Raw genomic sequence first — 14,779 nt, forward strand, 5'->3', positions numbered from 1 at the left:
GCCTGCACCACGAGTCCGACCACGATCACGCCCATGCCGGCGGGAGGCAGCGCTGACCATGGACCTGCATCAGGATCCGATCCAGAGCCGGATCGCCGACGCCGTCGCCCTCGCCCTCACCCACACCGGGGAGGCGCGGCGCGAACTGGCCGCGGTCGGCGTGCCGTCCATCGGGCTGCCGCTTTCCCTCGGCGGCATGGGCCTCGGCCTGACCGCGGACATCGCGGTCAACCGGGAACTCGGCCGCGCCCTGGAGACCGTACCGGAGCTGCGCGAGACCGTACTGTGTCTGGAACTCCTCGCGGACGCCGGGGTCGACGGGCTGGAGGACGTGCTGTCCCGCATCCACGAGGGCGTGGGTACCGCCTTCAGCATCGGTCTGCACGGACCGACGACCGTACGTCTGGACGGTGACGGGCTGCTGTGGGGCACCAGCGAGACGCTGCCCGCGGCCGACTGGGACATCGCACTGGTACGGGCCGCCACTGACGGCGGGGGCCACCGCTGGCTCCTGGTACGGCCGGACTCGGCGACCGTGCAGCGTGAGGAGGCCACGCTGCTCGGCGCTCCGGCGGCACGCTGGCGGTTCGAGGCGGCGGCCGGCCAGCCCGTGCCGGTCGTGGAGGCGCAGCGGCGGCGGGCGGTCGCCGCGGCTCGGGTGCGGCAGGCCGCGCTGCTCCTCGGGATCGCGAGCCGGACCCTGGACACGGCCCGGGCCCATGTGGGCCGACGCCTCCAGTTCGGCAAGCCGCTCCTTGAGTTCCAGACCGTGAGCCACCGCATCACCACACTTCTCGGCGACGCCGACGGCTGGGAACTGCTACTCAACGAGACGGCCTGGGCGCACGACCGAGACGCCGGGGCGCCCGCCGCGGCACCGCAGATCCTTGCGGCGGCGGCGGAGCACGCGCTGAAGGCCGCACGGCTCTCGCTCCAACTGCACGGCGTGCGGGGCATGCTGGCGCACTCGGTTCCGGCGACGGCCTACCGACTGGCGACGGTCGAGGCGGTACGGCTCGGTCCGCCGGCCGGCCTCTGGCTGGATGCGGGCCGGGCGAGGCTGGCCGGCGTGAGGGCCTGAGCAGGCCGGTACGAACGGAGGAGCCCTGCCCGGTGACACCGGGCAGGGCTCCTCCGTTCGTACCGGCCTGTCGGACGTCAGGCCATGGCAGTCAGGTCGCGTGCCAGACAGGCCACCAGGTCCGCGGGGGCGTCCAGGAAGGTGTAGTGCGTGCCGTCGAGGATCTCCTTGCGGGCCGCACCCTCGGCGACCCAGTCGGCCCAGCCGCCCATCAGGGCGTGCGGGACCTCCACATCGGCGTCCCAGCCGAGCTCGGTGACGGCGCACGGCAGGGAACCGGCCGCGTCCTTGCGGTACTTCTTGTTGGCCTCGACATCCGCGACGAGCACCTCCAGATAGAGGTCGAGGATCTCCTCGGGCGGCTCGGCCGCCCCGAGCGCGGCGAGCAGGGCGATGAGCTCCGCGCGCAGCCCTGTCTCGTCAAGTCCCAGGAAGCGGCCGTACGGGCCGTCCTGCGGGGCGACCTGGGAGGAGACGAAGACCCGCTCGGGCGGCCGCAGTCCGCGCTCCACGATCCGGATGACGCTCTCGAAGGCCGGCAGCGCGCCTCCGCAGTGCCCGAACACCGCGTACGGGCGGTCCAGATGCTCGGCAATGCCCGCGACGAGTTGGTCGGCGAGCTCCTCGTAGGTGCCGAAGTGCGGTTCCCTGGTGCGGTTCTCGCGGCCGGGGAGCTGCAGCGGGACGACCTCGGCCGGGCCGATGCGGGTGGGCCAGTTGCGGAACATGGAGGCGCCGCAGCCGGAGTAGGGAAAGCAGAACAACCGCACCTCCGCCTCCTTGGAGGGCGGGGTGAGGAACCATCGAGGCGACGTTGACTTTACAGCATTCATGACCACATACTACATAAACACTATAGGTAGTGTAGAGAAGTCAACCGAAGCCACAGTGGAATGTCGGGGTGATGTGCATGCGTGATCTGCTTCCCGGAGCCGTAGCGGTGGCGGTGGCGGACGCCTCGGCCTGGGCCGAGGAGCCGCTGCCCGAGGAGGCCGCGACGCTCAGCGAACGGGCGGTCCCCGCACGGCGGCGGGAGTTCCGGGCCGGCCGGGCGTGTGCGCGCCGGGCCCTGACCGCGCTGGGCCTGCCCGCGGTGCCCGTGCCCGCGGGCCGAGACCGGGCCCCGGTCTGGCCGCTGCAGGTCGTCGGCAGCATTTCGCACACCAGTGACTACTGCGCGGCGGCGGCGGCCCGTTCGGGCCGCATCCAGTCGATCGGCATCGACGCCGAGGACAGCATGCGTCTGGACGAGCCCACCCGGCAGCTCGTCTGCCGCCCGGAGGAAGAGGACTGGTGGCGCGGCCCGGGCGGCGGGGCTCCGTACTGGCCGACCGTGTTCTTCAGCGCCAAGGAGTCCGTCTACAAGGCATGGTTCCCCCTGGTCGGCGGCTGGCTGGGCTTCCACGACGTCCGCGTCGAACCGGACCCGCGCACGGGCACCTTTACCGCCCATATCCTGGGCACCCGCCGCCGCCCGGGCCTCGCACCGGAGATTCTGCACGGCCGGTTCGCGGTTTCCCCACACCTGGTCCGCACGGCGGTGGTCGTGACGGCGCCCTGAGGGTCCGGCACGCACAAGCCAGTGGGGCGGCAGCGGATCGATCCGCTGCCGCCCCACTGGCGCGAGCTGCCGCCCCGCGCCGGCGCACCCGTCGGGACCGCCGGCGGCAGCTTCGCGCCGCGAAGCGCGAGTCTGAAGGAACAAGGGACGCCCCGGCCAGGCACCGCAGGCCTCAACCACAGCCCGGGGCCCACGGCCCGGGGCCAGGGCGTCGGCGTCGGCGTCGGCGTCGGCGTCGGGCGCACCATCCCTGTGCCGGGGGGACGGCCGTCACTCCGCGTCCCCCCGGACCCTGAGTTCACTCCGCGTTCTCCGCCATCGCCCGCAGGCGCGGACGGTCCAATTTTCCGTTCGGCATGGTGGGGAGATCGGTCACCGCGCGGAAGCGGCCCGGGACCATGTAGTCGGGCAGCAGGTCCGCGAGGTCCGCGCGCAGGGAGGCGAGGGCAGAGGTGCCCAGGCCCGGTTCCAGGACGACGAAGGCGACCAGGGTCTTCTCGATGCCGTCCTCGCCCCGTACCGCGACCGCGCACGAGGAGACCCCTGGCAGGTCGCCCAACATCCGCTCGACCTCGGGAAGTTCGAGCCGGAAGCCGCGAATCTTCACCTGGTCGTCGGCGCGGCCGAGGTAGTCCAGAGAGCCGTCCGGCCGCCGTCGGGCCACGTCGCCGGTGCGGTACATGCGGCGGCCCTGGCGCCCGGGCTCCGGGAGGAAGCGGTCCGCCGTCAGGTCCGGGCGGTTCCAGTAACCGTAGGCGACCTGCACTCCACCGACGTGGATGTCGCCGATGCTGCCGGGCGGCACCTCCTCGCCCAGCGCGTCGAGGACATACACCCGGTTGCCGGGCACCGGCAGACCGATCGGCGGCAGGGCCGGCCAGCTGTCCGGGTCGCCCTCCATGGAGTGCCAGGTGACCACATGGGCCTCCGAGGGCCCGTACTGGTTGATCAGGCGGCAGCCCGGCAGCGAGACCAGCAGGGCGCGCAGGGCCCGGGAGCACTGCAACTGCTCCCCCGCGGTGATGATCTCGCGCAGCGGCGGCGAGCCGGACGCCCCCGGTTCGGCGACCAGGACCAGCGCCTGGAGCGCCACGTACGGGAGGAACATCCGGTCCACCCGCTCACGTGCCGCCGCCTCCCACAATCGGAGAGGGTCCCGCCGTTCCTCCTCGGTCACGCACACCACGGTGCCGCCGACCGCGAGCGAGGCGAAGATCTCCTGGAACGCGACGTCGAAGGAGATCGCGGAGAACTGCAGGGTGCGGCTGCCGACGGACGCCTCGGAGACGCCGGTCTGCCATTCCACGATGTTGGCGAGCGCGCCGTGCGGCATGGCGATGCCCTTGGGGGCGCCGGTGGTGCCCGAGGTGTAGAGGACGTACGCGAGATCCTCCGCGGCGGGCAGCGCCGGAAGGAGGGACTCCGCGGCGGCCACGGCAGCGAGCCCGGTCCGCGACGTCGGCTCGTCGCCGAGCAGCAGCACCGCACGGCCCGCGGCGGCGAACCGACCCGCCGTCTCCGGATGGCCGAGGACCACGCCCACCCGTGCGTCGTCGAGCATGTGCTCCAGCCTGGCCCGGGGATAGCCGGAGTCCAGCGGAAGGAACGCCGCGCCCGAGCGGAGCACTCCGATCAGGGCGACGATCAGCTCGGTGGACCGCAGGGCGGCCAGGCCCACCACGTCTCCGGGCCCGATGCCCTCCCCGCGCAGCCGGGCGGCGACCGCGCCCGCCCGCCGCCACATGTCCCGGTAGGTGACGGTGGAGTCGTGTCCCGCGAGGGCGGGCGCGTCGGGGTGGCGGGCGACGGCGTCGGCCACCAGGTGCAGCACGCTCGGCGCGTCGCCCGCGCGTGTCTCCTCGTCGGTCGGCGCGGGTGTGGCGGGAAGTCGGATGTCGACGCTCATCGGCGGTTCGCCCCCTCCGGGATGCGGTCGGCGGCGCCGAGTACGCCGTCCAGGACATGGGCTACATGGGTCAGTTCGGGATTGCGCATGATGCTGTAGTGGTCGCCGGGCACCCGGTGCACGACGATGTTCTCGGCGACGGCCCGCCAGCCCTCGATCGCCTCCGGGGACTGCTCCGCCTGCAGCAGGTGCACCTCCCCGGGGTAGCGGGGGCCGGTCGGCCGGTAGGCCGCGAGGCCGAGCATGTTGTCCCGGTAGATGCCGTACCGCCGCACCACCTCGTCGAGGTCGAGCCCGGCGGGCACAGAGTCGCCCCAGCCGTCCAGGACATCGGCGAACAGCCGCCGTACGGTGAGCAGTTCGCTGTCGGGCGGGAGCACCGGGGCCGGCATGCCGAGGTCGGCGGTGAGGTCCCGCAGGAAGCTGTGGAGCAGATAGGCGTGGGTGTCAGGGCTGTCGGGATCGCCGTCGTACAGGAAGGAGTCGATCAGTACGACCGGCCTGGGGTCCTGGCCGCAGGCATGCAGCTGGCGGGCCATCTCAAAGGCGAGGGTGCCGCCGAGCGACCAGCCGCCGAGCAGGAACGGTCCGGGGGCGGCGGCCTCCAGCTCGGCCAGGTAGGCGGCGGCGCGGGCCTCGTGGGAGGGGGCCTCCTGCCCGCCCTCGAAGGCGTAGACGGTGCGGTTGGTGAGCTCCGTGGCAAGGGAGGCGTAGCAGAAGACGCTGCCGCCCGCCGGGTGCACCAACGCCAGCGCGGGCGCGACGGTGCCGGACTGGATACGGGCCAGGGCCCCGGGCCGCTCCTGAGCACCTGCGCCCAGCGAGCCGAGCCGCACGGCCAGGTCGGCGATGGTGCGGTAACGGAACAGGACGCTGACCGGCAGGTCCACGCCGGTCGCACGGCGCAGCCGGGTCATGACCTGTACGGCGAGCAGCGAATGGCCGCCGAGCAGGAAGAAGTTGTCGTGCACGCCCACCGACGGCAGGCCGAGGACGGAGCGCCAGATCTCGGCGAGGATCTCCTCCAGCGGGGTGGAGGGCTCGGTGTGCACCGGCGTGGCGCTCTGCTGCTCGGCGGCGGGGGCGGGCAGCGCGGCACGGTCCACCCGGCCGTCGGGGGTGAGCGGGAAGGCCTCGAGGACGATGTAGGAGGTGGGCAGCAGCACCTCAGGCAGCAGACGCTGGCAGTGGGCGCGCAGCGCCTCGCGCAGCCGGCCGGTCTCCTCTGAGCCGGGAACGTGCGGGCGGTGCGGGACGAGGTACGCCACGAGCACCAGGTTTCCGGCGTCGTCGAGGCGGGCGTCGACGCGGGCGTCGCCGATGCCCGCGTGGGTGAGGAGCACGGCCTCGATCTCGGCGCGCGGGACCCGGACCTGCTTGAGGTGGACCTGCTCGTCGCGGCGGCCGAGGATCTCCAGGGCGCCGTCCTCGCGGAAGCGCCCGAGGTCGCCGGTGTCGGTCTCCGGGCCGCCATCGGCGGATGCACCGGACACGTAGACGTTGCCGGGCACGCCGACAGGCACCGGGTTGCCGTGCGCGTCGAGCACCCGGACGCGGCGTCCGGGCAGCGGGCGGCCCGCGATGTCATGGCCGGCGGGCGCGTCACCGGCGCAGCGGCGGGTGGCGATCTCACCGGCCACGAGGCTGATGTAGCGGGTGTGCAGCTCCGTTGTCGGCAGTGCCGCCAGGCAGCGCCGCTCCAGTGTGCGCGGCAGGGGTTCGCCGGAGGCGACGATCCGCCGCGGGGCCCGTACGGCGGCGCCGTTCTCGATCGCGGCGACGAGCTGGTGCAGCAGGCCGGGCCGGATGCGCAGTTCGGTGATCTCCTCGGTCCCGGGCGCGTCGGTCCCGAGCGCGTCGAGGACGGCCCGCACATCGGCGCCCGCGTCGAGGACCCCCTCGGCCGAGGCGACCGGCGGCAGGGCGTCCGTGGCGGGGGCGGTCAGCCGGTCGAGTTCGGCCAGGTCGCTGTCGTCGAGCAGGGCGAGCTCGCTGAGCGGCCGGTCGGGTTCGGCGAGCGCCCGGGTCAGCAGGCGGCCGAACGTCCGGCTCATGCGGTGCATCACGGCGGAGTCGAAGAGTTCCGCGTTGTAGACCCAGGAGCCGCCGAGCCGCCGTTCGTGCGCGTACAGGTTCAGTTCGAGGTCGAAGCGGACGATGCCGCTGTCGAACGGCACGAGATCAGCGTCAAGGTGAGGCAGACGTACCCGCTCGTCGCCTGCGGTCTGGTAGTTGAACAGCACCTGGAAGACGGGGCTGACGGTGGGGTTGCGGTCCGGCTGGAAGTCGATGACGAGCTTCTCGAAGGGCATGTCCTGGTGGGCGAAGGCGCCGAGCACGGCGTCCTTGCCGCGCCGCACGGCCTCGCGCAGCGTGGGCGCCCCGGTCAAGTCGGACCGTACAACCAGGGTGTTGACGAAGAAGCCGATCAGCCCCTCCAGCTCCTGGTGGGTCTGTCCGGCGACCGGTACGCCGAGAAGGATGTCCTCCTGGCCGCTGTAGCGCCCCATCAGGGCGGAGAAGCAGGTGAGCAGGACGGTGAACGGGGTGGTCCGCTCCTGCAGCGCGAAGGCGTGGACGGCACGCGCCAGGTCCTCGGAGAACTCGAACTCCTCGTTGCCGCCGTTGACCCGGTGGCCGGTGGGCCTGGCGCGGTCCATCGGCAGCTGGAGAATGCCCGGGGCGCCGCTGAGCCGTTCGCGCCAGTACGAGGTGAGTTCCTCCTCGCGCTCGCCGGTGAGGCGGCCGCGCTGCCAGATCGCGTAGTCGATGTACTGCTGCGGCAGCTCAGGAAGCGAGGCGGTCGTTCCCTCGGTGAACTCGTGGTAGAAGGAGTCGAGTTCACGGAAAAGCGTGCTCACGGACCAGCCGTCGCAGACGATGTGGTGGACGCAGAGCGCGATCAGGTGCTCGTCGGCGGAGACCCGGACGGTCATGGCGCGCAGGAGGGGACCGTCCGCGAGGTCGAAGGGCTGCCCTGACCACTGCTTGACGCGGTCCTCAGCGGCCGCTTCGGGGTCGGCGGCGGTGGAGACGTCGACCGCCTCGACCGCCGGTTCGAAAGGCGGCTGCACCTGCTGGACGGGCATGCCGTCGGGCGCGGGAAACACGGTCCTGAGCACCTCGTGGCGCTGTACGACACGGGCGAGGGCGCGTGCCAGGGCCCGGCCGTCGGGGGCGGTGGAGGTACGCAGCACGATGGGGATGTTGTACGCACAGCTGCCGGGAACGAGCCGGTCGAGGATCCACAGCCGCCGCTGGGCGAAGGAGACGGGTCCTGTCCGGGTCTCCTTGTCGCGGTCGCGCTCGGCGAGCAGCCTGGCAAGCCGGCGCCGCTTCTCTTCCAGGGCATCGGTCGATATCTGGTCGGTCACGGGCCTACCCGTCTTCCTCGTCGCCGTCGGGCCAATTGGTGGAACGCTCTTGAACAGCAAAGGGATTTGTGGGGGGGGGAGGCACGAGGTCCGGCCGTCGGGGGGACGTACGGCCGGACCTCGTGCTGTCGAAAGGGCCGGGTCAGGGGGTCAGTAGTCCTAGGCGGCCTGCAGCTCCGCCGGGACCTCGTCCCTGATGCCGTGCACCGAGCCGGCCACCAGCCAGCCGATGGCGGCCCAGGCGAGCACCGCCGCCAGGGCGAACGCGGCGGCGTTGCCCCAGACGGAGGCGGCAGCAGCGCCGAGGACGGGGCCGAGCGCGTTGGCGCCCCAGACCAGCGGGAGCGAGACGCCGCCGATCCGGCCCATCAGGTGCGGCGGGGTGGCCTTCTGCACCATCGTCATGATGCCGACGTTGGCGATCGGCGTGGTGAGCGAGGCGAGGAACTGCGAGAGCGCCACGACCACGACGCCCGCCGTGCCCTTGCCGGCCAGGACCATCAGGAGCACGGCGAGACCGAGCAGGGCGTGGGTCACGATCAGCGTCCGACCCATGCCCAGGTGGTGCAGGGCCTTGCGGGAGAAGATCGCGCCGATGACGAAGGCGACACCGCCCGCGCTCATGACGAAGCCGAGCTGTGCGGGGCTGAAGCCCAAATCGTCATAGGCGTACACGACGAGCATCGCCATAGTCATGGAGACGGCGAGGTTGCCGAAGAAGCCCATGAGGGTCAGGTTTCGCAGCAGCCGGTTGCCGACGAGGGTGGTGAAGCCGTGCTTGAGGTCGGTGACGGCCGCGCCGACACCCTTGCCGCTGGGCTGCGGGGCGGGCTCCGGCTTGCGGATGGCCCAGATCGTGAAGGTGGACACGAGGTACGACAGGGCGTCGACGGCCACGGCCTTGGCCGCGCCGAGCACACCGACGAGCACACCGCCGATGCTGCGGCCGAAGACCGCCGCGAGCGAACGGCTCATCTGAGTCTTGGCGTTGGCCTCCGCGAAGTCCTCGCGCTCGATCAGCGCCGGGAAATGCGCCTGGTAGGCGAGTTGGAAGACCACGTCCAGGGCACCCTTGACCACGGCCACCACGTACAGGTGCGCCATGCTCACCGAGCCCAGGAACGCGACCAGCGGCAGCGAGCCCAGGGCGACGGCACGGCCGAGGTTGGCGACGATCATCAGGGGGCGGCGACGCATCCGGTCGGTGAGCACACCGACCATGGGGCCGAGGACCACGAACGGGATCCACTGCAGGGCGATCAGCAGACCGACGGATCCGGCGGAGGCGCCGAACCCGAGTACTGCCAGGGAGGGCAGCGCGATCAGGGAGACCTCGCTGCCCAGCAGGCTCACGGACTCGCCGGTCCACAGCTTCATGAAGTCGCTGTTGCGGGTGAGCCCGGGCCTGCGCGGGGCTTCGGCCGCCCTTCCAGGCTGCTCCTGGGTGGTCATCAGGGATTACCTCTCTGCATGTGAGGGGACGGGGGTACGGGTGGATGTGGGGGGGAACCGGGGGTGGCAGCGGTCCGTGGGCGGCCGTGTCGTGCTCGGTCGGTCGGTGGGCCGTGGTCGGTCTCGGTCAGTCGGTCGCGGCCGCGGCCAGGCGGCGTCGGAGGCTGAGCGGGCGCATGTCGGTCCAGACCTCCGTGATGTGGGCCAGGCAGGCGTCCTTGGGGCCGGAGAAGCCGGTGGCGGTCCAGCCGAGCGGCACCTCGCGGCCCTCGGCCCAGATCGAGTACTGCTCCTCGTGGTTGACCACGACCAGGTACGTGCGGCCATCGTCGTTATGCATGGGTGTCAGCTCCTTGTCATCCGTGTCATAGGGCTTGTGGGGCTTCGTCAGGGGAAGGAAATGCGCTCGCCGATGCCGTGGGCGACGGCCCGCCGGTAGACGAGGGCGGCGGCCACCGCGTCCTGGACGGGCAGGCCGAGCGTCTCGAAGACCGTGGTTTCGGTGTCGTCGATGCGGCCGGGCCGGGTGCCGGCCAGGACTTCGCCGATCTCGGCGACGACGGCTTCCTCGGTGAGGGCCCCCTCGGCGATGGGCAGCAGGATGTCCCCGGCCTCCCGCAGCGCGGCTTCGCGGTTGTCGACGATCAGCCGTGCGGCGGCGACCGTCGCGGTCGGCAGCTCGCGGCAGCCGGGCCCGAACGCGCCGATCGCGTTGATGTGGACGCCACGCCCGGCGGGCAGCTCCGAAGCGTCGAACACCGGCTCGTCGCCGGCGACCGAGGTGGCGGTGCACAGGACGTCGCAGTCGGCCAGGGCCTGCGCGGTGGAGTCGCACACCTCGGCGTGCGGGTAGAACCCCTTGGCCCAGCGGGCGAGTTCCTCGGCGGTGGCGCGGGTACGGCTGTAGATGCGTACCCGCTCCCAGTCGCGCATCCGGGACAGCGCTTCCAGATGGCCGCGCGCCTGCACTCCGGCGCCGATGACCGCGAGTTCACGGGCGTCGGGACGGGCCAGGGCGCGGGTGGCTACCGCGGTGACCGCCGCGGTACGGATCTCGGTGAGGGCGCCGGCGTCCACCAGGGCGAGCGGCTGTCCGTGGACCGCGTCGACCAGGATGACCAGGCCCTGGACGCTGGGCAGCTCCCGCTCGACCGCGCGCGGGAACATGCTGAGCATCTTCAGGCCGAGAACCGGCTCCTCCGCGGGGCCGCCGACGGCGGGCATGAGAAGCACCATGCCCCCGTGGCCGGGCGGCTCGACGGTCACCCGCGGGTGCTCGTAGAGCTCGCGCCGGGACGCCCTGACCATGGTGTCCTCCATGGCGGGGATCGCGTCGTCGTAGGTGAGCAGCTTGCGTACAGCGGCTGCGTCGATCACATGCAGATGTCCCACCGGCTTCTCCTCGGATGGCGGTGTCGGGTGGTGGTGGCCGGTCACGGGCGGAAGCGCTCGAGGGAGTACTCGGTGCTGCCTTCGAGGGCGAGCTGGGCGAGCGCACTGCCGAAGACGGGGACGAACTTGAAGGCCCAGCCGGCCGCGTGGACGAGTACCCGGTCGCGGCCCTCGCCGGGCGGCAGCGCACCGAGGTAGAACTGCCGTTCGTGGTCACGAGGCAGGGCGATCAGGCAGGATCCCGGCTGTACGGGCTCCGGGTCGAGCATGGGCATGTGCCGGGCGACGAACTCCGCGGTGCGGCGCAACTGGTGCGGGTCGGGCCCGGGCCGGGCTGCGGGTGGCGCGGTCCTGGGGTCGCTCTCGAAGTCCGGGGCGACGCGCACCAGTTCGCCGGGGCTCCATGGGTTGGCGCCGAATCCGTAGAACAGGTTGGAGTCGGTGTCCGTCGGGGTCTGGAAGGCGAACCAGGTGGGCAGGTCACGGGCCGGGTCGCGCAGGCGGAAGTACGCCGTGGCCATGTCGTACACCTCGACGTCGAGACGGACGCCGAGCGGTTCGGTCAGCTCGTTGGTCCAGGGACCGGCGGTGACGACGACCTTGTCGGCGGTGATCCAGGCGCCGTCGGTGACGACCTCGACGCGCTCGGGGTGCGGCTCCAGGGCGAGGACGCGCTGACCGGTCCGGATCTCCACCCCCGCCGAGCGGGCGAGGTGGGCCAGGGACCAGAGCGTGCCGCGGACGTCGACCACGCCGCCGTCCGGCTGGTAAAAGCCCTCGTAGTGGGCCGGCAGTCCGGTGAAACCGAAGCGCTCCTCGATGGCGGTCGCGGTGAGCCACTCGTAGCGCAGACCGGCGTCGTCGAGGACCTGGGCGGCGTCGGCTATCTGGCCTTCGTTGGTGGCCTCCTTGGTCTCGCCGAACCACAGGCTGCCGGTGTGATGCACCAGCCGCCTGCCGCAGGCCTCCTCGAGGCGGCGCCACAGGGGCAGGGCGCGCACCGTCAGCTCGGTGAGATCACGCTGGGTGTACTGGACGCGCCACTGGCGTTCGGCGCCGGCGGAACTGCCGGTGTTCTCCGGCCCGTCGCTGCTCTCCAGGACGAGCACGGAGGCGCCGCGGCCGGCGGCGTACCAGGCGGTGCTGAGTCCGACGGCGCCGCCGCCGACCACGACGAGGTCGTAGGAGTGGTGCGGGATGTGGTGTGCGGTCATGCCGTTCTCCCGAGAGGGGTCCGCCCGCGTCGCCACGACCGGCTGATGGTGCGCTCCAGCTGGTCCATCAGCTGGGCGGCCTGGTCGTCGTCGATACCGGGCTGGCAGGGGATGTTGATCATTTCCCGGAACCAGCGGCGCTCGGCCACGGGGCACTCGCCCTCGCGGTGGCCGTGGGCCCGCCACTCCGGCATGAGGTGCAAGGGGAAGTAGCGCAGCGACAGTTGTGCGCCGGCCGCGTCCATGGCGTTCAACAGGGCGTCCCGGTCGATCAGTTCGGGGTCCACGAACGCGGTGAACAGGTGGTAGGGGTGGTCGACGTCCTCCGGCACCGGCGGTACGTACAGGCCGGGGATGTCCGCGAGGCGCTCGGTGTAGTGCCGGGCCAGCTCCCGGCGCCTGGCCTGCAGCGCGGGCAGCCTGCCGAGCTGGACGAACCCGACCGCGGCGGCCGGCTCCGCGAGCGTCCCGTTGATGCCCGTTCCCCGGAGCATCAGGCAGTCGGCGGTGTAGGAGCCGGCGGGAAACATGGCCCCGGCGGGCGGGCGGCGAGTCGAAGCGAAGGTGTGCCGGGAGGGTACGTAGACGGCGTCGACCGAGTTGTCGCGCAGAGCGGTCGCTCGGGCGGCGGCCTCGTCGTCGCGTACGACGAGCATGCCGCCCTCACCCAGCGTGGTGATGTTCTTGGAAGAGTGGAAGCTGAAGATTCCGAAGTGTCCGAACGAGCCGAGTGGCCGGCCGTGCAGCGACCCGCCGATGGCGTGTGCCGCATCCTCGACGACGGTCAGTCCGTACTGGTCGGCCAGCGCCATGATGCGCGGCATGTCCGCCGCCCGGCCGCCGTAGTGGACCATGACGACAGCCCGGGTGCGTTCGGTGATCAGCTCCTCGATGCGCGAGGCGTCGATGTTGAGCGAGTCGGGCTCCACGTCGCAGAAGCGGACCCGTACGCCGTAGTCCAACAGCGGCTGCACGGTGGCCAGATAGGTCTGAGGAGTGGCGATGACCTCGTCGCCGGGGCGCAGGTCGAGCAGGTGGAGGGCCAGCCGGAGCGCGGTGGTTCCGCTGGTGACCGAGAGCGCGTGCGCGACACCGAGGTGCGCGCGGAACGCCTCTTCGAAACGTTCCCGCCAGACGCCCCCGGAGAGCGGGCTGCCGGACCGCAACAGTTCTTCGATCACGGCCAGTTCGTCGTCGCCGAGGATGCTCCCCCGGGTCGGTCTGGTGTGGGAGCCGAGCGGAACGACTGCGGATGGTGCTCTTTCCATGATTCCCCGCATCGTCTGAAGGGCCTGTGTCGACCTCTGGGCTGGTGACACAACACAATGGCAACGACTAAACAAACACGCTACACGAAAGACTTCAAGCAATTCACCGAAATCTAGAAAATCTCCAGTGTGGTTCCGTTGCCGCTCCAGCGGCCGCTGCGATCCTGCGGGGAGTGTGGTTTCACCATGAGGAGAGGACGCCACCTTGACAACCTGCCCGATGCACGAGAGTCCCCCGACCTACCCGTTCGGCACCCGTCCGTCGGTGCTGGACGCCCCCCTGGAACTGCGCGGCCTGCGGGAGCGTCCCGCCGTCCGGGTCACCCTGCCCAGCGGGGACCCGGGGTGGGTAGTCACTCGGTACGAGGACATCCGCGTCCTGCTCTCCGACCCGCGTCTGCACCGCGACCGGTCCAGCGAGGACCTGCCGCGGATCACCAAGGACAACTCGATGTTCCAGGACCCGAACGTGAGCCTGGACCCGCCCGAGCACCCGCGGATGCGCCGGCTCGTCACCAAGGCCCTGAGCGCCGCCCGGGTCGAGAAGATGCGCCCGCATGTGCAGGCGCTGGTCGACGAGTTGCTCGACGCGATGGAGGCCTCCGGTCCCACCGCCGACCTCGCCGAGGCGCTGGCGTTCCCGCTCGGCATCCGCACCCTGTGCGGGCTGCTCGGTGTCCCGCCGGAGGACCAGAAGGACTTCCGGTTGTGGACCGACGCCTATCTGTCGGTCAACCGCTACACCGCGGAGGAGGTCGCCCGGTACCGCGGCGAACTGTTCGGCTACATCCAGCGCCTGGTCGCCGCCAAGCGCGAGCAGCCGGGTGACGACCTGATCAGCTCCCTCATCGCGGTGCGGGACGAGGACGAGAGCCGACTCGGCGAGTACGAACTCCTGTACTGGGTGCAAGGGCTGCTGATGGGCGGATACGAGTCCACCGCCAACCACCTGTCCGCCGCCGTCGTCACGCTGCTCGCACACCCGGAGGAGCTGGCGAAGGTGCGCCGGGATCCCTCGCTGGTTCCGGCGGCGGTGGAGGAGCTCCTGCGCTACCAGGTGCTCTTCTCGCAGCTGGCCGCCGTCCGGTACACCTCCGCCGACATCGAGGTGGGCGGGATGACGATCCCGGCGGGCTCTGCCGTGTTTCTCGCCCTGGAGTCCGCCAACCGTGACGAGGAGGTCTTCAAGGAGCCGGAGGCGCTGCGGGTGCAGCGGGACGACAACAAGCATCTGTCGTTCAGTGCCGGGCCCCACTTCTGCGCCGGCTCGGCGCTGGCCCGGATGGAACTCCAAACGGCGATCGGCACCCTGCTCCGGCGCTACCCGGACCTTCGGCTCACGGTCCCGGCGCACGAGCTGACCCGTAACACCGGTGTGCTCGTGGAGGGGTTCACCGAGGTGCCGGTCACCTGGTGACACGCCCGTTCCGCACTGCCCGTGGCTCATGGGGACGACCCGTGGGCCACGGGCTTTCGTCCGTACCTCCCGAGTCCCTCCTCCTGGACGAGAGGGTGCATGAAGAGGGCCGGC

At 71.6% G+C, this 14,779-nt stretch carries 11 protein-coding genes; 3 read left to right on the top strand and 8 right to left on the bottom strand.

The features are described from left to right. Positions 1-58 precede the first annotated feature (58 nt). On the top strand, positions 59-1,081 hold the full coding sequence (locus RH94_RS41280) for an acyl-CoA dehydrogenase family protein (protein ID WP_073947373.1): 1,023 nt from the start codon (positions 59-61) through the stop codon (positions 1,079-1,081). A gap of 77 nt (positions 1,082-1,158) precedes the next feature. On the opposite strand, the gene RH94_RS10405 is transcribed toward RH94_RS41280, so the two are convergent. Next, positions 1,159-1,914 carry a thioesterase II family protein gene (locus RH94_RS10405; protein ID WP_073947374.1) on the bottom strand — a complete coding sequence of 252 codons (756 nt, stop codon included), beginning with the start codon at positions 1,912-1,914 and terminating at the stop codon, positions 1,159-1,161. A 77-nt stretch (positions 1,915-1,991) separates the two neighbouring features. Between RH94_RS10405 and RH94_RS10410 the strand changes: the two genes are divergently transcribed. Then, positions 1,992-2,642, top strand: coding sequence for a 4'-phosphopantetheinyl transferase family protein (locus tag RH94_RS10410; RefSeq protein ID WP_073947375.1), 651 nt, complete (start codon positions 1,992-1,994; stop codon positions 2,640-2,642). A 298-nt stretch (positions 2,643-2,940) separates the two neighbouring features. Here the strand turns inward: RH94_RS10410 and RH94_RS10415 are convergent, their stop codons facing one another. From RH94_RS10415 to RH94_RS10445, 7 genes are all read right to left on the bottom strand, one after another. Continuing rightward, positions 2,941-4,548, bottom strand: a complete 1,608-nt coding sequence (locus RH94_RS10415) for an amino acid adenylation domain-containing protein (protein WP_073947334.1) — start codon at positions 4,546-4,548, stop codon at positions 2,941-2,943. Beyond that, positions 4,545-7,922 (bottom strand): condensation domain-containing protein, encoded by a 3,378-nt coding sequence (locus tag RH94_RS10420; RefSeq protein WP_073947335.1) that lies wholly within the window; start codon positions 7,920-7,922, stop codon positions 4,545-4,547. The genes RH94_RS10415 and RH94_RS10420 overlap by 4 nt, the downstream gene beginning before the upstream one ends. A 159-nt stretch (positions 7,923-8,081) precedes the next feature. After that, positions 8,082-9,374: an MFS transporter gene (locus RH94_RS10425; protein ID WP_073947336.1), complete on the bottom strand. Its 1,293-nt coding sequence runs from the start codon at positions 9,372-9,374 to the stop codon at positions 8,082-8,084. Between the two features lie 127 nt (positions 9,375-9,501). Beyond that, positions 9,502-9,714 (bottom strand): MbtH family protein, encoded by a 213-nt coding sequence (locus tag RH94_RS10430; protein ID WP_073947337.1) that lies wholly within the window; start codon positions 9,712-9,714, stop codon positions 9,502-9,504. Between the two features lie 47 nt (positions 9,715-9,761). Further along, positions 9,762-10,766, bottom strand: coding sequence for an ornithine cyclodeaminase family protein (locus tag RH94_RS10435; RefSeq protein WP_158073040.1), 1,005 nt, complete (start codon positions 10,764-10,766; stop codon positions 9,762-9,764). A 41-nt stretch (positions 10,767-10,807) separates the two neighbouring features. Further along, a complete protein-coding gene (locus RH94_RS10440) occupies positions 10,808-11,980 on the bottom strand; it encodes an FAD-dependent oxidoreductase (RefSeq protein ID WP_073947338.1) in 1,173 nt (390 codons plus the stop codon). Further along, positions 11,977-13,248 carry a DegT/DnrJ/EryC1/StrS family aminotransferase gene (locus tag RH94_RS10445; RefSeq protein WP_073947339.1) on the bottom strand — a complete coding sequence of 424 codons (1,272 nt, stop codon included), beginning with the start codon at positions 13,246-13,248 and terminating at the stop codon, positions 11,977-11,979. The genes RH94_RS10440 and RH94_RS10445 overlap by 4 nt, the downstream gene beginning before the upstream one ends. A 220-nt stretch (positions 13,249-13,468) precedes the next feature. On the opposite strand from RH94_RS10445, the gene RH94_RS10450 reads away from it, so the two are divergent. Beyond that, positions 13,469-14,665, top strand: a complete 1,197-nt coding sequence (locus RH94_RS10450; protein WP_073947340.1) for a cytochrome P450 — start codon at positions 13,469-13,471, stop codon at positions 14,663-14,665. Positions 14,666-14,779: the final 114 nt, after the last annotated feature.

It is taken from the genome of Streptomyces kebangsaanensis, assembly GCF_001906585.1.
Taxonomy (GTDB): domain Bacteria; phylum Actinomycetota; class Actinomycetes; order Streptomycetales; family Streptomycetaceae; genus Streptomyces; species Streptomyces kebangsaanensis.